Genomic DNA, 19,608 nt, shown 5'->3' on the forward strand with positions numbered 1-19,608 from the left:
GCCCCATCCCTCGCAGCCCGTGATGCCCGACGAGCCCAACCACCTTTCCTGGGGCGCCGAGCGCCTGTGGGAACAGCTGCAGCCCCTGATGCCCGGCGTGTCCGTGGAAGTGGTGGCGCGCGCCGATTCCACCAATTCGCAGCTGATCGACCGCGCCCGCATGTTCAGCGGCCGCCGTGACCAGCCGGTGACGGTGCCCGGCGTGCTCGACCTGCACGACGAAGACGAGCGCTCACCGCACGGCCGCCGCACCGGCGACACCCATCCCTGCCTGCTGGTGGCCGAGCAGCAGACTCGTGGCCGCGGCCGCCACGGCCGCCACTGGCAGAGCAGCGCCGGCGCCTCGCTCACCTTTTCGCTGTCGCTGGCCCTGGCGCCGCGCGACTGGTCGGGGCTGTCGCTGGCCGTGGGCGTGGCACTGGCCGAGGCGCTCGAAGCCGCCGGCGGCAGCGGGCCGGCCATCGGCCTGAAGTGGCCGAACGACCTGTGGCTGATGGACGGCCCGGGCCGGGGCCGCAAGCTGGGCGGCGTGCTGATCGAGACTGTGATGGTGGGCACGCGCCGCATGGCCATCGTGGGCGTGGGGCTGAACGTGCTGCCGCAGGCCACCCGCGAGCTGAGCACCGGCTACGCCTGCCTGCAGGAGCGCCAGCCCGGCATCACCGCGCCGATGGCGCTGCACCAGGTGGCCCGGCCGCTGGCCGAAGCGCTGCTGGCCTTCGAGCGCGATGGTTTCGCCGCCTTCGCCGACCGTTTTGCGCAGCGCGACCTGCTGCGCGGCCAGGCCGTCACCACCACGCTGCAGCACCTGCCGGAAGGCATCGCCGACGGCGTGGGCACCGATGGTGCGCTGCGCGTGCGCCAGGGCAGCGGCCCCGAGGCCGAGGTGCACCTGGTGTCCAGCGGCGACGTGAGCGTGCGCCTGCGCTGACCCACGCGCCCGCGGGCGTGCATCTTTATCCCCGGACCCTGAATGCTCAGAACCCTCGTCCTGTTGTTGCTGGTGGCCAATGCGCTGTTCTTCGCCTGGACCGAACATTGGCTGGACCCGCTGCTGGGCCCCAGCCACCGGGAACGCGAGCCGGAGCGCGTGGCGCGGCAGGTGCAGCCCGATTCGGTGAAGCTGCTGCCGCCCGAGGCGGCCAGTGCCGCGCTGGCGGAGGCCGCCTCGGCCGCCGCGCAGGCCGCCCAGGGCGCCTGCATGGAAGCCGGCCCGTTCTCCGACGCCGACGTGGGCGCTGCCGAGCTGGCCGTGGCCGAGCTGCCCACCGGCAGCTGGCACCGCATCTCGGTCGACCTGCCGGGCAGCTACCTGGTGTACATGGGTCGCTACCCCACCCGCGAGGCGCTGCAGAAGAAGACCGAGGAGCTGCGCCGCCTGAAGGTGGGCTTCGAGGAAGTGAAGGCGCCGCCCGAGCTGGACAACGGCCTGTCGCTGGGCCACTTCCACACGCGCGAGGAAGCCGATGCCGCCCTGGCGGTCGCCGCTTCGCGCGGGGTGCGTTCGGCCCGCGTGGTGGTGCTGGCGCCGCCGCGTGCGCAGCACCGGCTGCGGGTGGAACGCGCCACCGCCGCCGTGGCTGCCCAGCTGGTGGCCCTGCCGCCCACCGCGCTGGCCGGCGGCTTCGAAGCCTGCAAGCCGCGCTGATCGGCCGCGGCGTCGGGACTCACCCCAAGTGACGGCGGCGCCGCCGCCGGGCGGCCGCCAACAGCGACACCGCCCACGCCAATGCGGCCAACGGCGCAGCGCTGATTGCGCCGCCACCGCCGCCGCTGCCGCCGCTTCCTCCGTCCTGGTTGCCGCCGCCGTCGGCCACCGGCTCGACCGGGGCCGCGGGCGGCGCCACCACGTTGGCCGCACGGTCCGCGCCCAGGGCCACCGCCTGGCGCAGCTCGGCGCTGTCCAGCTGGGCCGCCACCGCGCTGGTGCGTGGGGGCTCGCGCCCGGCGGCCAGGGCCTGCGCATGGGCGAGCGCGCCGTCGGCGTCCAGGATGCCGGCGCCGCAGGTGGCGGTGCTGCACACGCAGCGGCCGGGATTGGCATCGCTGCAGGCACCGATCAGCGCCGACTGCACATGGGGCCGGGCGCTGGCACGCAGGCCCGCCTCCAGCTGGGCCACCGTCATGGACGGATGCACGCTGAGCATCAGGCTCAACGTGCCGGCCACACCGGGCGCGGCAAAGCTGCTGCCGAACAGGTAGGCGTAGCCGCCCTGGCCCGGTCCGGCCGCGCCGTCGTTGTAGATGGACAGCAGCCCACCGTCGGACAGCACCGGTCCCCAGGCGCCATCGGTGGGGTCGCCGCCCACGGTGGCGATGGCGGCTTGCGGGCCGAAGTTGGAATAGGTGGTCTTGAAGCCGTCGCGGTTGAGGGCCACCACGCCCAGTACCCCCGGGCAGTTGGCCGGCCGCGTGAGGGCGCCATGGCCATTGCCGCCGGCAGCCACCAGCAGCGCGCCGACAGCCCGCAGCTCGTCCACCGCCTGCTGGTAGGCCGGGTTGCAGGCGCCCGGGCCGCCGAAGCTCAGGCTGATGATGCGCGCCGGATGGGGATTGGCCGGCACGCCGGGCACCGGCAAGCCGGCCGCCCAGCGCATGCCGTCGATGATGTCGGCCACCGCCGCGCCACATTTGCCGGCCACCCGCACCGGCAGCACGCGCCCATCCCAGTGGATGGCGGCCACGCCGGTGGCGTTGTGCGTGCCGGCGGCCAGCATGCCGGCCGTCATGGTGCCGTGCCAGGAGCTGCGGGCCACCTCGCAATCGCGGAACGCGCTGCGGGCACGGTCGGCTTCGTCGATCCAGTCGCCAGGGTCGCTGGGATCGGCATCGCGTCCGTCGCCATCATTGGCGGCCGAGACGTCGGTGACGAAGTCGTGGCCCGGCAGCAGGTGGCCGGCCAGCTCCGGGTGCGGGGTGATGCCGGTGTCCAGCACCGCGACGCGGGCGGCGGCCAGTGCCGGGGCGCCGGTGCTGCGCTGCCAGGCCTGGGCAAAGCTGGCCACGCCGCGCAGACGGGCGGCCAAGGGCATCTGGTCGCCGCCCGAGGCGGGCTTCAGCCACCACTGGTTGTGGCCGCCGCTGGCAAACATCGGATCGTCGGGTGTGGTGGCCTGCAGGCGCGGCTCGCGCACATTGGCGGCCACCCAGGCCACATCGGGCTGGGCCCGCAGCCGCGCCGCCCATTCGTCGGCCTGGGCGGCGGTGAGCGCCTGGCCGGTGCGCAGCAGGTAGGCCGCGCTGCCCACGGCCTGGGGCTGCAGGCCCGGCGCGCCGGCGGGCTGCGGTGCAGCGGCCAGCACCTGCTGCCAGCGGCGGGCCTCGCCGTCCAGCCGCTGGCCGGACGCCGGCGCAGCCAGTGCCTGTGCCCGCGAGCGGTCCGAATGCGCAGGCGCACCGCGAAGCTGCACGATCAGACCATCCACGGCGGCCCCCGCAGGCGGCGCCACACCCCATGCCAGGCTCAAGACCAGCAGACTGCACACTGTTACCCGGCTCATGCCGGATTATCGGCAGCCCTCCGCGTGTCCTGAGGAGGGCGAACTAGGGATGGAGTCGTCGGCGCAGCAGCCCCGTGCAAGCAGCCGCCAGGCCGAGCAGCCAAGCGAGGGAGACCGCTCCGCCACCGCCACCGCTGCCGCCCGTGCCCGCGCTCGACACGGCCACGGTGGCAGTGCCAGTGCTCTGAAACCCGAGCACGTCCGTCACGGAGACTTGCACGACGACATCGCCGCTACCGCTCGGCAGCACCGTCACTGTCCGCTCGGTGGCTGTGGTGCCGAGCGCAGCGGGGCCGCTGATGACCTGCCACCGCACGGAAGCGATCTCACGCCCGGACGGCTCCACGGTGCCGTTGACGGAAGCACTGAACGCCTCGCCGGCCGACGCCGTGGGAGGTGCGCTGACCACAGGCACCACCACCGCTGCGGCGGTAGATGCCAGACGCACCGCGGCTTCTGCATCGAGCATGCCGGCGCCGCACGTGGACGTTGTGCAAAAGCATTCCAGCTGGTCGATTCCATTGGGCGCACGGCACTGCGCCGTGGCGCTCAATCCCGGCTCGGCAGGAGCGGTCGTCGGAAACGCGCGAGCGCCTCGCTGGAGGAACACCTTGACGCCCAACGGTGTGAGCGTGGGCTGACTGCTTAGCATCAGTCCGGCCACCGCGGCCACCTGCGGTGATGCAAAGCTCGTCCCGACGCTCGAGTTCGCCACATAGTCGGTGTACCCGGAAGCTCCAGGCACGGTGGCGCCGGTGTTGAAGGTCGTCACGATGGGGTACAGGCACGGGCCACTGTCCAGGTTCACGCAATTGCCACCGGGCGCACTCAACGTCACCTGTGGCCCCACGTCGGAGTAACCCACCTTGGTGCCTACATGGCGCAATGCGCCGACCGTGATGACGTTGGCGCAGTTGCCCGGCGCCCCCACTGCGTGGCCGGCACTGTTGCCTGCTGCCACTACCACTGTGACGCCCCGCGCTACGGCGGTATTGATTGCTTCCTGATAGGTCCGGCCACAACTGCCCGTACCACCAAGACTGAGGTTGATGACCCTTGCAGGAGTGGCATTGGCCTCCATTCCGGCGACCGGCACACCCGCAGCCCAGAGAATGCCGGCGGCGATGTCCGACTCGTTGCCGTAGCACTTGCCCAAAACACGAACGGGCAGCACGCGAACGTTCCAACCCGTTCCAGCGACGCCTATGCCGTTGTCTGTCTCGGCACCCACGATCCCAGCTACCTGCGTGCCATGCCAGGAACTGGGCGCCTCGGAGCAGCCCGTGAACTTCCCTGTGTTGGCTTCGGTGCCACTGACCCAGTCGCCCGGGTCGCTGGGGTCGTCGTCCCGGCCGCCGCCATCGTTGGCGATGTCGATATCGGCCACCATGTCGGCACCGCGGACCAACTTGCTCGCCAGATCTGGGTGGTCGCGCCGCACACCAGTGTCGAGGACAGCCACGATCACGCGCTCGTTTCCCTCCCCACCCCTGCTTTGGTTCCAGGCACCAACCGCGTTGATCGAAGACGCAAAGTCGCTGGAAGGTGCCCGCAAGAACCACTGCCCGACGTCCGGAGTGACCGCGGCGTCACGCGAGGAGAAGTACGGGTCGTTCGGCACCGCCAGTCGGGTCATGCGCCGGTCGGGCTCTGCGTATTCCACTTCCGCATCCGCTGACAGCCGTGCAGCCAACTGCTCGCTGGTGATGCCACTCGCCATCACCACCTGCGCCCGTTCTCCCGCAGGACTCCCGCTCGACAGCGAGACGCCCGCGCGGCTTCCCAGCAGCCCAGCCCGTTCGTTCAGCATCAAGGCGACCGAATCTCGACCGGCTGTCGCCGACAACGCCCGCGCCCGCAGCGTGCTGGAATCTGCCTTGAATTTGACGATCACGCGCGCTTCGCTGGCGATGGCGGCGTTGGACAGCGTGGGGAGGCGGGGAGCCCGTTCCGCGTGGGCGGTGAGTGCGCCAAAAGCCAACACCATGGGCAGCAGGAGCGTTTTCATGGGCCGAGTGTAGGCAAATGGAGGTGACCCGATGTTGCCGGACGTATGGCGGAGCGCCCACGAAAAAGGCCCGCCAAGGCGGGCCTTTTTTGAGAGAACGCCAGGCGCCTACTTGGCGATCACGCGGACCATCTCGAGCACCTTGTTCGAGTAGCCCCACTCGTTGTCGTACCAGGACACCACCTTGACGAAGGTCTTGTCCAGCGCGATGCCGGCTTCGGCATCGAACACCGAGGTGCGCGCCTCGCCGCGGAAGTCGGTGGAGACCACCTTGTCCTCGGTGTAGCCCAGCACGCCCTTCATCGGGCCCTCTGCGGCGGCCTTCATGGCGGCGCAGATGTCGGCATAGCTGGCTTCCTTCTCCAGCTCCACCGTCAGGTCCACCACCGACACGTCGGAGGTGGGCACGCGGAACGACATGCCGGTGAGCTTCTTGTTCAGCTCGGGGATCACCACGCCCACCGCCTTGGCCGCGCCGGTGCTGCTGGGGATGATGTTCTCCAGGATGCCGCGGCCGCCGCGCCAGTCCTTGTTGCTCGGGCCGTCCACGGTCTTCTGCGTGGCGGTGGTGGCATGCACCGTGGTCATCAGGCCGCGCTTGATGCCGAAGGTGTCGTTCAGGACCTTGGCCACCGGGGCCAGGCAGTTGGTGGTGCAGGAGGCGTTCGAGATGATGGTCTCGCCCTTGTAGCTCTTGTCGTTCACGCCGTAGACGAACATCGGCGTGTCGTCCTTCGACGGAGCCGACATCACCACCTTCTTGGCACCGGCAGTGATGTGCTTCTGGCCGGTTTCCTTGGTCAGGAACAGGCCGGTGGCCTCGACCACGATGTCGGCGCCGATCTCGTCCCACTTCAGCTCGGCAGGGTCCTTCACCGCGGTCAGGCGGATCTTCTTGCCGTTGACGATCAGCGTGTTGCCGTCGACCGAGACATCGCCCTCGAAGCGGCCGTGCACGCTGTCGTACTTCAGCATGTAGGCCAGGTAGTCGGGCTCCAGCAGGTCGTTGATGCCGACCACTTCGATGTCGTCCGCAAAGTTCTGCACTGCGGCGCGGAACACCATGCGGCCGATGCGGCCGAAGCCGTTGATGCCGATCTTGATAGCCATGGGATCAATCTCCTCGGTAGGTGAAAAACAAGACTTCGTACTGCAACGTCTTCAACCGCGCAGCACCTTGCGCACGGTGGCGGCCACGTTGTCCGCGGTGAACCCGAACTCCTTGAACAGCACGTTGGCCGGGGCGCTTTCGCCGTAGCGGTCGAGGCCGATCACGGCGGCGCAGCCGTACTTCCACCAGAAGTCGGTGACGCCGGCCTCCACCGCGATGCGCGGCAGGTTCTTCGGCAGCACCTGCGTCTTGTAGGCGACGCTCTGGCGATCGAACACGGTGGTGCTGGGCACCGACACCACGCGCACCGCGATGCCCTGCACCGCGAGAATCTGCTGCGCATGCAGCGCCAGGCCCACCTCGCTGCCGGTGGCCAGGATCACGGCCTGCGGCTTCTTCTTCAGGCCCACCTCGCTGGGCTCGGCCAGCACGTAGGCGCCCTTGCTGATCTCGTCGAGCTGCGCCTTGGGCAGGTACGGCAGGTTCTGGCGGCTGAGCAGCAACGCGCTGGGACGGCTGGCATTGCCGATGGCCATGGTCCAGGCGGCGATGGTCTCGGTGGTGTCGGCCGGGCGCCAGACGTCCAGGCCCGGGATCAGCCGCAGCGACGCCGCATGCTCCACGCTCTGGTGGGTGGGGCCGTCTTCGCCCAGGCCGATGGAGTCGTGGGTGAACACGTGGATCACCCGGCGCTTCATCAGCGCGGCCATGCGGATGGCGTTGCGGCTGTAGTCGCTGAAGGTGAGGAAGGTGCCGCCGTAGGGGATGAAGCCGCCGTGCAGCGCCACGCCGTTCATGATGGCGGCCATGCCGAACTCGCGCACGCCGTAGTTGATGTGGCGCCCGCCGTTGGGCGTGCCCTGCTCGTCGAAGCGCAGCGCCGGCGTGCTGCTGGTGTTGGTGAGATTGGAGCCGGTGAGGTCGGCCGAGCCGCCCAGCAGCTCGGGCAGCGCGCGGGTGAAGGCTTCCAGCGCCAGCTGGCTGGCCTTGCGCGAGGCGACGGTCTCGGCCTTCTCGTGCGCGGCCACCATCGCGTCCACTGCATGCTGGGCGAAGGTGGCGGGCAGCTCGCCGCGCATGCGGCGCAGCAGCTCGGCGGCCTGCTCGGGGAACTCGGCGCGGTAGGCTTCGAAGCGCTGGGTCCATTCAGCCTGCGCGGCGGCGCCGGCTTCCTTCGCGTCCCAGGCGGTGTACACCTCGTCGGGCAGCACGAAGGGTTCGTGCGACCAGCCCAGCGCTTCGCGCGTCAGCGCGATCTCCTCGCCGCCCAGCGCCTCGCCATGCGCCTTCGCGGTGCCGGCGCGGTTGGGCGAGCCCTTGCCGATGGTGGTCTTGGCGATGATGAGCACCGGCTTGCCGCTGCCCTGCCTGGCCTTGGCGATGGCGGCGTCCACGGCGTCGGCGTCATGGCCGTCCACCGGGCCGATGACCGACCAGCCATAAGCCTCGAAGCGCTTGGCGGTGTCGTCGATGAACCAGGGCGTGACCTGGCCGTCGATGCTGATGCCGTTGTCGTCGTAGATGGCGATCAGCTTGTCCAGCTTCCAGGCGCCGGCCAGCGCGCAGGCCTCGTGGCTGATGCCTTCCATCAGGCAGCCGTCACCCAGGAACACGTAGGTGTGGTGATCGACCACCGCATGGCCGGGGCGGTTGAACTCGTGCGCCAACAGCTTCTCAGCCAGCGCCATGCCCACCGCGTTGGTGATGCCCTGGCCCAGCGGGCCGGTGGTGGTTTCCACGCCGGGGGTGATGTCCACCTCAGGGTGGCCGGGCGTCTTGCTGTGCAGCTGGCGGAACTTGCGCAGCTCGTCGAGCGGCAGCGCATAGCCGGTCAGGTGCAGCAGCGCGTAGATCAGCATGGAGCCGTGGCCGTTGCTCAGCACGAAGCGGTCGCGGTCGGCCCACAGCGGATCGGCCGGGTTGTGCTTCAGGTGCCGGCCCCACAGCGCGACCGCGATGTCTGCCATGCCCATCGGCGCACCGGGATGCCCGGAATTGGCCTGCTGCACGGCATCCATGGCCAGTGCGCGTACCGCGTTGGCCATGATGGTGGCTTCGGCGGGCTGGGGATTGCTTGGGGGAGTGGAACTCATGCTGTGTGCCGGGGCGCGGCGCGGGAGGGGTGCTGAGCGCGGGATTTTAGGCCAGGGGCCCCACCATAATCGCCGGCCATGCACGGACTGCACCTCACCGCCGACTTGCAAGGCTGCCCCGCGGCAGCCCCGGCGATGACCGACCGCCAGGCCCTGCGCATGCTGTGCCTGGGCGCCGTGCAGGCCGCCGGGCTGCATGCGGTGGGCGAGCTGTTCCACGGCTTTGCGCCGCAGGGCGTGACCGGCATGGTGCTGCTGGCCGAATCCCACGTGGCGGTGCACACCTGGCCCGAGCTGGGCGCGGTGACGCTGGACGTGTACGTGTGCAACCTGGGCAGCGACAACTCCGCCCGCGCGCAGCGGCTGCTGGACAGCCTGCTCGATGCCTTCCAGCCCACGCAGGTGCTGCGTCAGCAGCTGCTGCGGGGCATGCCGACCGAGCCCACATGAACCCACCTGCCCCCAAGGCCCTGATCCTGGCTGCCGGCCGCGGCGAGCGCATGCGCCCGCTGACCGACCACACGCCCAAGCCGCTGCTGCCGGTGCGTGGCAAGCCGCTCATCGAATGGCACCTGGAAGCACTGGCCCGCGACGGCGTGCGGGACGTGGTCATCAACACCGCCTGGCTGGAGGAGCAGTTCCCGGCCGCACTGGGCGACGGCAGCCGCTGGGGCCTGCGCATCCGCTACAGCTTCGAAGGCCGCGACCACGGCGGCGCACTGGAAACCGCCGGCGGCATCGCCAAGGTGCTGCCGACGCTGGCCGATGGCCCGGACGACGTGTTCTGGGTGGTGTCGGGCGACGTGTTCACGCCGGGCTTCGTGTTCAGCGCCGACGCGGCCGCCCGCTTTGCCGCCGGCCCCGCGCTGGCCCACCTGTGGCTGGTGCCGAATGCGCCGCACCATCCGCAAGGCGACTTCGCGCTGTCGCCCCAGGGCCTGGCCCTGGCCGATGGCGAGCCGCGCTACACCTGGTCGTCCATCGGCCTGTACCGCGCGGCGATGTTCGTCAACGTGCCGGTGGGCCGGCGACTGCCGCTGCGGCCGCTGCTGGAAGACGCCATCCGCCGCCAGCGCCTGCAGGCCGAGCTGTACCACGGCCCCTGGACCGACGTGGGCACGCCGGAGCGCCTGGCCTCGCTGGGCTGAGCCCGGGCGGGGAGGCCGCCGGCCGTTGCAGAATCGGCCGCTTCAGCCCCAGCGCTTCAGGAGTCTTCAGTCTTGGCCGACGTGTATGCGGAGATGTTCGAACTGGCCCCGGTGTCCTTGTGGCTGGAGGATTACTCGGGCCTGAAGCCGCTGTTCGAAGGCTGGCGCGCCGAGGGCGTGACCGACCTGCGCGGCTGGCTGCGCGCCGACCCGCAGCGCGTGGCCGAATGTGCCCGCCGCATCCAGCTGCTGCGGGTCAACCGCCGCACGTTGTCGCTGTTCGGCGCGCGCAGCCTGGAGCACCTGGTGGAGAACCTGGACCAGGTGTTCCGCGACGACATGCTCGACCAGCATGTGGAGGAGCTGGCCCAGCTGTGGGAAGGCCGGCTGCACTTCAGCAGCCAGACGGTGAACTACAGCCTGGACGGCCGCCGCCTGGCCATCACGCTGGAAGCCACGGTGCTGCCCGGCCATGAGCACGACTGGAGCCGCGTGCTGATCGCCATCGACGACGTGACCGACCGCGCGCGCGCCGAACGTGCCCTGCGCGCCAGCGAGCAGTACGCCCGCGGGCTGTTCGAGCATTCGCCGGTGTCGCTGTGGGTGGAAGACTTCAGCAGCATCCGCCGCCTGCTGGACGAGGTGCGGGCCAAGGGCATCGTCGACTTCCGCGTGTTCCTCGACGTGCACCCCGAGTTCGTCGACCGCTGCATGCGCGAGATCCGCGTGCTGGACGTCAACCGCCAGACGCTGCTGATGTTCCAGGCGCCCGACAAGGCGGCGCTGCTCGCGCAGCTGGATTCAGTCTTCCGCGGCGAGATGCGCGCCAACTTCACCGAGCAGCTGATCGACCTGTGGGAAGGCCGGCTGACGCACCAGCGCGAGGTGGTGAACTACGCCCTCAACGGCGACAAGCTGCATGTGTACCTGCAGTTTTCGGTGCTGCCCGGCCATGAGGCACGCTGGGACCAGGTGCTGGTCTCGCTGACCGACATCACCGCCCGCAAGAAGGCCGAGGCCTACCTGGAATACCTGGGCCGCCACGACGTGCTCACAGGCCTGTCCAACCGCTCCTACTTCATCGAGGAACTGCAGCGCCTGGAGCGCCGCGGCCCCTGGCCGATCACCGTGGTGATGCTGGACCTGAACGGCCTGAAGGCCGCCAACGACCGCGGCGGCCATGCCGCTGGCGATGCGCTGCTGCGCCGAACCGGCGAGGTGCTGGGCAAGCTGCTGGAAGGCCAGATGAGCGCCTCGCGCATCGGCGGCGACGAGTTCGCGCTGCTGCTGCCGGGCATGGACGAGCGCGGCGGCCAGCGCGTGGTGGAGCAGCTGCGCGACCTGCTGGCGCTGAACAACCAGTACCACGCCAGCGCGCCGCTGCACCTCTCGCTCGGCGCGGCCACCGGCCACAGCGGCGCGCGGCTGGAGGCGTTGATCCACGAGGCCGACCAGAAGATGTACGAGTCCAAGCGCGCGTTCTATGCCAACCGGCAGCTCGACCGGCGCAGCGGCTTTTCCAAGCTCAGCTGACGGCCAGTGCGCGGCCCAGCCGGGTTCCGCGGGTGAAGGCCTCCTCGAACACCGAATAGCCCGACAGGTCGGCATGCACGAAGTGCAGCCGTGCGCCCGCAGGCTGCGGGCCGCCCAGGGCCTGCAGCGCCGGATGGCCGCGCACGCCCGGCGCTGGAATGGCCATGGCATGGCCGTGGCGCACCAGGTCCGCGCGCAGCAGCTTGGCCGGCAGGTCGGGGTGCACGGTGGCCAGTTCGTCCACCACCTGCTGCGCCCAGGCCTGCCAGGGCCGTGACAGCAGCGCCGCGCGATCCGCCTCCGGCAAGGCCCAGTAGGCGGTGAGCACGGTGGGGCCGGCATGCGGGCGCAGCTGCTGGTGCATCGCATCCACGTAACCCAGCATACGGCTGCCGTACAGCACGTTGTCCCAGGCCGGTGCGGCGCCCAGGCGGTCGAGCAGCGGCTCGCGCAGCTGCAGGTTGGCCACCAGCCACGGGGCATGGCGCAGCGCCGCGGCCGCCTCGGCCAGCGCGGGCGGCGGCGTGGCCAGCAGCCGCTGCGCGATGAACAGCGGCATGGCCATCACCACCTGCCGGGCCACCCAGCGCTCGGGGCGGTCGAGCCCGACGTTCCACGCCTGCACCGCCACCTCGTGCCGGCCGGCCTCCACCCGCAGCGCCAGGCAGCCGGTGTGCAGCCGGTCGGCGCCCAGCGGCTGCGCCAGGCGGCGGGCCAGCCAGGCATTGCCTTCGGGCCAGGTGAGCACGGGTTCGGCTTCCGATTCCTCGCCCGGTGCATGGAAGCCGTGGCGGCTGGCGAAGTAGTGCAGGCCCGCCCAGGCCGACACGGTGCGGATGCCGGCGCCGTAGTCGTCGCGACAGCAGTAGTCCAGGTGGCTGCGCAGGCGCTCGTCATGCAGGCCGCGTTCGTCCAGCCAGGCTGCAAAACTGCGTGCATCGAGGGCTGCATGGGCGGACGTCCACCGGCTGCCCACCGTGGGCATGGCGAAGCCGACCTCCTGCTGCGCCTGTCGCACCGCCTGGGCGAAATGGCGGTACTGCGCCAGCGTGGCCGAGCCGGGCGCGGCCGGCGGCAGCAGGCCCTCCACCCAGGCGCCGTCGATGAACAGGCGCTCCTGCGGGCTGTGGCACAGGTGGCGTTCGTCGTACACCGTGCGGCCGGCCTGCTGGCGGGCCAGGCCGAGTTCTTCCAGCCACTGGCGCAGCTCCGGCGCCGCGGGCCCGGGCACCGGCAGGTAGTGCGCGCCCAGCGGGCAGGCCATGCCGCCCATCACATGGCCGCGGCTGTTGCCGCCGGCGTCATCTTCCAGCTCCAGCAGGTGCACGTCGGCCAGGCCGCGCTGCAGCAGCGCGCGCGCGGTGGCCAGTCCGGCGATGCCGCCGCCCAGCACCAGCACCTGGGTGCGGCGCAGCGGTCCGCCGGTGGCCATGGTGCCGTCGCGCAGGCGATGGCCGCGCTGGAGGTCGGCGCCCACCCAGCCGCCGGCCAGGGCCGGTGCCTGCGGCTGCGCACCGCGGCCGCAGCCGGCCAGCCAGGGCATCGCCACCGCCGAGGCCGCGCCGCGCAGCCAGCCGCGGCGGTTCAGGGCTGGTGCACCCGGCCCCATTCTTCCTCGAAGGTGTGCACCAGCAGCTGGTTGGAAAGCCGGTTGGGCTGCGCCGGCAGCCGCGCCATGTCGGGCGGAAACTGCATCAGCGCCGGCAGCCCTTCCAGCGTGAGGAAGCGCAGCCCGGCCGGCAGCGCCGCGGGCTGCCGCCAGGGCCGCCGGCTGGCGATGATGAAGCCCCATTCGCCGAAGCTGGGCACGTGCGCGTGGTACGGCGTGGTGGCCAGGCCGGTGGCCTCGATGGTGGCGGCCACCGTCCAGAAGCTGCGGCGCGCCACCAGCGGGCTGGTGGTCTGCACCACCGCATAACCGTCGGCGGCCAGGTGCTGGTCCACCCGCTGGTAGAAGCTGGTGGTATAGAGCTTGCCGAGCGCGAAGTTGGTGGGGTCGGGAAAGTCGACCACGATGACGTCGAACACCTCGGTGCTCCGGTCCAGCCAGGCGAAGGCATCGGTGTTGACGATGCGCAGCCGCGGTGAATGCAGTGCGTCGGCGTTCAGCTGGCGCAGCAGCGGCTGCTGCGCGAACAGCCGCGTGACCTGCGGGTCCAGCTCCACCAGCGTCACCTGCTGCACGGTGGGGTACTTCAGCACCTCGCGCACGGCCATGCCGTCGCCGCCGCCCACCACCAGCACCCGCCGCGGCGCGCCGTGCGCGGCCATGGCCGGGTGCACCAGGGCCTCGTGGTAGCGGTATTCGTCGCGCGAGTGGAACTGCAGGTTGCCGTTGAGGAACAGCCGCACGCCGGCCGCGCCCGAGGTGACGACGATGCGCTGGTAGTCGCTGCTGGAGCGCAGCACCACGCCTTCGCCGTAGAAGCGGTCCTCGGCCCAGGTGGTGATGCGGTCGGCCTGCGCCCAGGCCAGCAGCAGCACGCCGGCCACCGCGGCACAGGCCAGCGCATGTGCGCGCAGCCGGCGCAGCTCGCCGCGGAACAGCCACAGCGCCCACACCGCCACCGCCGCATTCAGCAGCCCGAAGAAGAGGCCCGTGCGCACCAGCCCCAGCTGCGGCACGAACAGCAGCGGAAACGCCAGCGCCACCACCAGCGCGCCCAGGTAGTCGAAGGTGAGCACCTGCGACACCAGCTCGCGCAGTGCATAACGCTCGCCGAACTGCCGCTTGAGGATGCGCATGACCAGCGGGATCTCCAGCCCCACCAGCGTGCCCACCAGCAGCACCAGGCCGTACAGCAGCATGCGGAACGGCAGCAGCGCCGAGGCCGGCAGCAGGCTGTGCGCGATGAACAGGGCCGCCGGCATCAGCCCGCCTACCAGGCCCACCAGCAGCTCGATGCGCAGGAACTGCGCCACCAGCTGCCGCTCCACGAAGCGCGAGAGCCAGGAGCCGATGCCCATGGCGAACAGGTAGCTGCCGATGATGGTGGAGAACTGCAGCACCGAATCGCCCAGCAGGTAGCTGGCCAGCGCGCCGGCGGCCAACTCATACACCAGCCCGCAGGCCGCCACCACGAACACCGAGGCCAGCAGCGCCACCTCGGCCGGCGCGATGCGGGCCGCGCCCACCGGCGCCGCGGATGCGGTCACGTCGCCGCTACCCGTGCACCGCGGCCGAGACGATCAGCCCGATGGCGATGCACATGGCACCCACCACGATGGCCAGCGCGGTGTTGCGCTTCTCGACGATCTCGGCCCACAGGTCGTAGGGCGTGAGCTTGTCGATGACGACGAAGCAGATCCAGAACACCAGCACGCCGATCAAGGCATACAGCAGCGAACCGAACACCGCCGCCGGCCGCAGCCATTCGAAACCCATCATCGTGTTCTCCTCTTGGTCACTTGTGCCCGCCGCCGCCGGTGCTGAAGCCGCCGTAGGAGCCGCCGCCCACGCGGCCGTAGCCCGCGCCGCCGCCGCCCGACTGCACGCACTGGCGGTATTCATTGCTGTTGCTGCCGAAGGTGTCGCGCAGCCCGTCGCAATCATCGCTGCCGCAGCGCGACAGCAGCAGGATCAGCAGCAGCAACAGGCCGAAGATCAGCAGCGGCTTGAGCAGCCCACCGGTGGAGCTGCCCTGCAGCGGCGCACCGTCGCGCTGCAGGCCGGGCAGCCGGTCGTCGGGCAGGCCGAAGCTGCGTGCCACCGTCGCGGCCTCCAGCGCCTGGCCCGCGGACCAGGTGACCTCGTTGCCGGCGGCTTCGCGGTTCAGCCGCTTGCGGGCATCGGCACCCAGGCCCTGGTAGTCGGTGTTGCGGGTGCGCTCGTCGCGCTGCAGCCGCCAGTAGAACTCGCCCAGCACCCAGGTGACGGTGCCGGTGTAGGTGTACAGCGGCTTGTACTGCACGCCCTGCCACTTCACGTGCTGGCCCGCGCGCTCAGGCACGCCGGTGATCGGCCGGGCCCAGCTCCAACCGTCTTCCGCATCCACCAGGAAGGCGAAGCCGGCGGTGCGGTGGTACAGCAGGTATTCGCGCCAGAAGACCTGCTCGTCCTCCGGGTCGTCGGGCAGCTCGGCACGCTCCACGTAGCCCACCACCTGCCAGGGCAGCGGCTCGCCGCCCAGCGCGATGGTGCCGGTGCTGCCCAGCGGAATCTGCGGCGCCGCATGGCCGGCCGGGCTGTCCTGCGTGTAGTGCGCCAGGTCGGCGCCCACGCCCTGCGACAGGTCGACCACCGCGCGGCACTGGCCGCACACGATGCTTTTCGTGCTGTCCAGCCGCGGCTGCAGCGGCGCGCCGCAGTTTGGGCACTCGAAGCTGCGGCCACGCAGCGTCTTCTCGCTGGCTTCCGACAAGCCGGTGAGGGACAGCTCGGCCAGCCGCACCGGCCGGCCGATCGACCAGCCCCGCCGCGGCGCGGCGATGTCGTCCAGCGTGGCCACCTCGTCGCGCGCGTTGCGCAGGTCGGCCACGGTGAACGCGGCGCCCAGCGCCGGCGGCTGCGGCAGCTCGCCCTCGGCGGCCTGCAGCGTGGCCTGCTGCACCGACGCCACTTCCCAGGCCTGGCCGCCGATGCTGCGGCGCTCGCCGGGCCGCAGCTGCGCAGGCGCCGGCGCGTCGGCCGGCGGCGGTGCATCGAAGGCGACGACGTAGCCGCCGTTGTCCTCGCTCAACCAGCCCGAACGGCCGTTGTCGAACAGCGCATGCCACTCGTTCCAGCTGCCGCCGGCATAGGCCATCTGCAGCCGGCCCACGAGCGTGAAGGGCTCGCCCTGCAGCCGGCCGGCCACGCCCAGCTGCAGCGGCGAATGGTCGTCGAACAGCTCGGCGCTCTGGCCGATGCGGCGCAGCGCATCGCCTTCGCGCACCAAGGTGCTGCGGCAGTAGCTGCAGACCGCGCTGGCCGAGGCCGCCGACTGGAAATCGACCGGCGCACCGCAGTTCGGGCAGGCCGCGCGCCAGGCGCGTTGCGAAGGGGGTGTCACCGGGGTTCAGCGCCCTGCGGTCACACCAGCTTCTTCAGCAGCTCCGACTTCTTGGCGCTGAACTCGTCGTCGGTGAGCACGCCCTTGGCGTGGAGGTCGGCCAGCTTCTCCAGCGTGGCCATCACCTCGTCGGGCGCGATGCCGGCGGGCGCGGCCGCCCCCGCCGCGGCGGCGGGCGCCTCGGGCTTCAGGCCCTGGTTGAGCTGCTGCGCCATCACCTGGCCCAGCGCCACGCCGGCGCCCAGGCCCATCGCGTCGCCCACCACGCCGCCGCCGGCAGCCGCGCCCTCGGCGAACTTGGGCAGCGACTGCGCCGTCTGGTACTGCATGAACCTGCCCATGTCGTTGCCGACCATGCCCATGCCGATCTTCTGGTCGAGGATCTTCTGCAGCTCTTCGGGCAGCGACACGTTCTGCACCGTCACGCTTTCCAGCGCCAGGCCCAGGGCCGCGAAGGCCGGCCCGGTGGCTTCGCGCAGCTGGGCCGCGAACTCCACCTGGTTGGCCGCCAGGTCGAGGAAGGGAATGCCGCTGCCAGCCACAGCGTCGCTGATGTGCTGCAGCATCAGGCCCCGCAGCTGGCCGTCCAGGTCGTCCACCGTGTAGGTCTCCCGCGTGCCCGAGACCTGCGTATGGAACAGCTTCGGATCGACGATGCGGTAGGCGTAGTTGCCGAAGGCACGCAGGCGCACGGCGCCGAAGTCCTTGTCGCGGATGGTCACCGGCTGGCTGGTGCCCCAGCGCCGATCGATCTGCTGCCGCGTGGCGAAGAAGTACACGTCGCTCTTGAACGGGCTCTGGAACAGCTTGTCCCAGTTCTTCAGGTAGGTGAGCACCGGCAGCGTCTGCGTGGTCAGCCGGTGCATGCCGGGGCCGAACACGTCGGCCACCTGGCCCTGGTCGACGAACATCGCCAGCTGCGATTCGCGCACCGTGAGCGAGGCGCCGTTCTGGATCTCGCGGTCGGCCATCGGGTAACGCCAGGCCAGCACCCCATCGCGCTGCTCGGTCCATTCGATGATGTCGATGAACTGCTTCTTGATGAAGTCCATCAAGGCCATGGTGACGCTCCTGGTTGCCCGGGGCGGCTGCCCGGGTCGCGGCGAATAATACGCGGCGTGACCACCCCACCTTCCCTCCACCTGGCCATCGTCGGCGCGGGCCCTGCCGGGCTGGCGCTGGCCCTGCTGGCCGCCCGCAACCTGCCTGGCGCGCAGGTCTCGCTGTTCGATGCGCGGCCGACCGACCGCGACGTTTCGGCCGACCCACGCACGCTGGCGCTGTCGCTGGGCAGCGTGCACCTGCTGCAGCGGCTGGGCGCGTGGGAAGGCGGCCGCGCGCAGCCGATCACCGAGGTGCATGTGTCGCAGCAGCCGCCCACGCTGCCTTCGCGGAAGCTGCTGCCGCAGGTGCGCCTGACCGCCGCCGAGCAGGGCGTGCCGATGCTGGGTGCGGTGCTGCCGTACGGCGCGCTGGTGGCCCCGCTGCAGCGCCGCTGGGAAGCCGAGGTGGCGCTGGCGCCGCAGCGGCTGCACACCCGCTTCGGCATGCCGGTGGCCGCCATCAAGGACGTGCCCGGCGGCGTGGAGATCGACGCCGGCGTGGCCGACACCTTCGACCTGGCCATCGTGGCCGAAGGCGGCGTGTTCGCCGAGCGCATGGCGCTGCCGGCGGAACGCGGACAGCGGCTGTCGCACGACTACCGGCAGACCGCCTGGGTCGGCACCGTCACGCTGCAGGGCGGCCGGCCCGGCATGGCAGTGGAGCGCTTCACGCGCCATGGCCCCGCGGCCCTGCTGCCGCTGCCGACAGGCGGGGACGGCCAGGCCCGCGCGGCGCTGGTGTGGTGCGTGCCGGCCGACGACGACCCGGTGAAGGACCTGGACGACACCCAGCGGCTGGCGGTGCTCAACACCATCTTCCCGCCCGACGTGGGCCGGCTGGTGGCGGTGTCGCCGCTGAAGCACTTCGCGCTGGGCCTGGCCGCCGAGCGCACGCTGGTGCGCGGCCGGCAGATCCGCATCGGCAATGCCGCGCAGACGCTGCACCCCGTGGCCGGCCAGGGCCTGAACCTGGGCCTGCGCGATGCCTATGCGCTGGCGCAGGCCCTGCGCCATGCCTGCGAGGCCGCGCGGCTGGCGCACAGCCATGTCGACATCGACGGCGCGCTGCGCAAGGTGGAATGGCAGCGCGGCCTGGACCGCTGGACGATGATCGCCGCCACCGACTTCCTGGCCCGCAGCTTCACCTGGACCTGGCCCGGCATGGCCGCCGCCCGCGGCCTGGGGCTGGCCGTGCTGGACAAGCTGGGCCCGGCGAAGAAAGCGCTGGCGCGGCAGATGATGTTCGGCAGCCGGTAGGCCGCCAGCGGCGCGACGCCCGGGCCTGGTGGCTACAGCCGCCGATGCCCCAACGCCGGCAGCTGCTGCCGCACTGCCGCCAGCCGCGCCGGGTCCAGCTCGGCCATCACCACGCCCTCGCCTTCGGGCTGCACGGCGAGCACCTCGCCCCAGGGGTCGACCACCATGCTGTGGCCCCAGGTGCGGCGGCCGTTCTCGTGCACGCCGCCCTGCGCCGGCGCGATGACGTAGCACTGGTTCTCGATGGCGCGGGCGCGCAGCAGCAGCTCCCAGTGCGCGCGGCCGGTGGTGTAGGTGAAGGCCGAGGGCACGCTCATCAGGTCGCAGGGCGCGGCGCCGGGCTGGAAGCTCATCGTCCGGTACAGCTCAGGGAAGCGCAGGTCGTAGCAGATGGACAGGCCGGCGCGCAGCAGGCCGCCGCCGGGCGCGGGCAGATCGGCCACCACCGGTGCGTCGCCGGGCTCCAGCACCGCGGCTTCGTCGTAGCGCTCGCTGCCGTTGTCATAGCGGAAGAGGTGCAGCTTGTCGTAGCGCGCCAGCAGTTCGCCCTGCGGGCCGTAGACGCAGCAGCTGTTGCGCACGCGGGCGGGATCGGGCGTGGCCAGGGGCAGCGTGCCGCCGATCACCAGCAGCTGGTGCTCGCGCGCCGCGCCGGCCAGGAAGCGCTGTATCGGCCCCTCACCAAGCGGCTCCGCATGGGCCAGCTTGTCGGTGTCGCGCCGGCCCATCAGGCAGAAGTATTCCGGCAGCGCCACCAGCGCTGCGCCCTGCCGCGCGGCCTGCGCCATCAGCCGGGCGGCGGCTTCCAGGTTGCGGTCCACATCCGGCGTGGACACCATCTGCAGGGCGGCGATCTTCATGCGC

At 71.2% G+C, this 19,608-nt stretch carries 16 protein-coding genes; 6 read left to right on the top strand and 10 right to left on the bottom strand.

Features of this window, described 5'->3' with window-relative positions:
- Window positions 1-22: 22 nt before the first annotated feature.
- Both VO99_RS10615 and VO99_RS10620 read left to right on the top strand, forming a co-directional pair.
- Entirely contained in the window at window positions 23-931 is a 909-nt protein-coding gene (locus tag VO99_RS10615) for a biotin--[acetyl-CoA-carboxylase] ligase (RefSeq protein ID WP_046112816.1), read from the top strand.
- A gap of 42 nt (window positions 932-973) precedes the next feature.
- On the top strand, window positions 974-1,648 hold the full coding sequence (locus tag VO99_RS10620; protein WP_046112817.1) for a hypothetical protein: 675 nt from the start codon (window positions 974-976) through the stop codon (window positions 1,646-1,648).
- Between the two features lie 19 nt (window positions 1,649-1,667).
- Here the strand turns inward: VO99_RS10620 and VO99_RS10625 are convergent, their stop codons facing one another.
- The 4 genes from VO99_RS10625 to tkt all read right to left on the bottom strand — a co-directional run bounded on the left by VO99_RS10625 (window position 1,668) and on the right by tkt (window position 8,712).
- Entirely contained in the window at window positions 1,668-3,425 is a 1,758-nt protein-coding gene (locus tag VO99_RS10625; RefSeq protein WP_157039527.1) for a S8 family peptidase, read from the bottom strand.
- Between the two features lie 118 nt (window positions 3,426-3,543).
- Entirely contained in the window at window positions 3,544-5,508 is a 1,965-nt protein-coding gene (locus VO99_RS10630) for a S8 family peptidase (protein WP_083440505.1), read from the bottom strand.
- A gap of 108 nt (window positions 5,509-5,616) precedes the next feature.
- The gene (gene gap, locus VO99_RS10635; RefSeq protein WP_046112818.1) at window positions 5,617-6,618 is read right to left on the bottom strand and encodes a type I glyceraldehyde-3-phosphate dehydrogenase; all 1,002 of its coding nucleotides are present in this window, start codon (window positions 6,616-6,618) and stop codon (window positions 5,617-5,619) included.
- Window positions 6,619-6,669: 51 nt separating this feature from the next.
- A complete protein-coding gene (tkt, locus tag VO99_RS10640) occupies window positions 6,670-8,712 on the bottom strand; it encodes a transketolase (RefSeq protein WP_046112819.1) in 2,043 nt (680 codons plus the stop codon).
- A gap of 78 nt (window positions 8,713-8,790) precedes the next feature.
- Here tkt and speD point away from each other — a divergent pair, with 78 nt between their 5' ends.
- The 3 genes from speD (at window position 8,791) to VO99_RS10655 (ending at window position 11,393) form a co-directional block, all read left to right on the top strand.
- The gene (gene speD / locus VO99_RS10645) at window positions 8,791-9,162 is read left to right on the top strand and encodes an adenosylmethionine decarboxylase (protein WP_046112820.1); all 372 of its coding nucleotides are present in this window, start codon (window positions 8,791-8,793) and stop codon (window positions 9,160-9,162) included.
- The gene (murU, locus tag VO99_RS10650; RefSeq protein WP_046112821.1) at window positions 9,159-9,860 is read left to right on the top strand and encodes an N-acetylmuramate alpha-1-phosphate uridylyltransferase MurU; all 702 of its coding nucleotides are present in this window, start codon (window positions 9,159-9,161) and stop codon (window positions 9,858-9,860) included. Before speD ends, murU begins: the two co-directional genes overlap by 4 nt.
- A 93-nt stretch (window positions 9,861-9,953) precedes the next feature.
- Window positions 9,954-11,393, top strand: a complete 1,440-nt coding sequence (locus VO99_RS10655) for a sensor domain-containing diguanylate cyclase (protein ID WP_083440514.1) — start codon at window positions 9,954-9,956, stop codon at window positions 11,391-11,393.
- Here VO99_RS10655 and VO99_RS10660 read toward each other — a convergent pair.
- Genes VO99_RS10660 through VO99_RS10680 form a run of 5 tightly spaced genes read right to left on the bottom strand, consistent with a single transcriptional unit; the run spans window position 11,386 to window position 17,445 of the window.
- Window positions 11,386-13,002, bottom strand: coding sequence for an FAD-dependent oxidoreductase (locus tag VO99_RS10660; RefSeq protein WP_198156916.1), 1,617 nt, complete (start codon window positions 13,000-13,002; stop codon window positions 11,386-11,388). The genes VO99_RS10655 and VO99_RS10660 overlap by 8 nt on opposite strands.
- Window positions 12,978-14,549 (bottom strand): polyamine aminopropyltransferase, encoded by a 1,572-nt coding sequence (locus VO99_RS10665; RefSeq protein ID WP_046112823.1) that lies wholly within the window; start codon window positions 14,547-14,549, stop codon window positions 12,978-12,980. The genes VO99_RS10660 and VO99_RS10665 overlap by 25 nt, the downstream gene beginning before the upstream one ends.
- Window positions 14,550-14,556: 7 nt before the next feature.
- Complete coding sequence (locus VO99_RS10670) at window positions 14,557-14,778, bottom strand: DUF350 domain-containing protein (RefSeq protein ID WP_198156923.1); 222 nt, start codon at window positions 14,776-14,778, stop codon at window positions 14,557-14,559.
- A gap of 19 nt (window positions 14,779-14,797) precedes the next feature.
- Entirely contained in the window at window positions 14,798-16,384 is a 1,587-nt protein-coding gene (locus tag VO99_RS10675; RefSeq protein WP_046112825.1) for a DUF4178 domain-containing protein, read from the bottom strand.
- 20 nt (window positions 16,385-16,404) lie between these two features.
- Window positions 16,405-17,445, bottom strand: coding sequence for an SPFH domain-containing protein (locus tag VO99_RS10680; RefSeq protein WP_046112826.1), 1,041 nt, complete (start codon window positions 17,443-17,445; stop codon window positions 16,405-16,407).
- Between the two features lie 57 nt (window positions 17,446-17,502).
- Here VO99_RS10680 and VO99_RS10685 point away from each other — a divergent pair, with 57 nt between their 5' ends.
- A complete protein-coding gene (locus VO99_RS10685; RefSeq protein WP_046112827.1) occupies window positions 17,503-18,744 on the top strand; it encodes an FAD-dependent monooxygenase in 1,242 nt (413 codons plus the stop codon).
- 32 nt (window positions 18,745-18,776) lie between these two features.
- Here VO99_RS10685 and VO99_RS10690 read toward each other — a convergent pair whose 3' ends face one another.
- Window positions 18,777-19,604 (bottom strand): carbon-nitrogen hydrolase family protein, encoded by an 828-nt coding sequence (locus VO99_RS10690; RefSeq protein ID WP_046112828.1) that lies wholly within the window; start codon window positions 19,602-19,604, stop codon window positions 18,777-18,779.
- Between the last annotated feature and the right edge of the window lie 4 nt (window positions 19,605-19,608).

This window comes from Aquincola tertiaricarbonis, assembly GCF_000969605.1.
Lineage (GTDB): Bacteria > Pseudomonadota > Gammaproteobacteria > Burkholderiales > Burkholderiaceae_C > Aquincola > Aquincola tertiaricarbonis.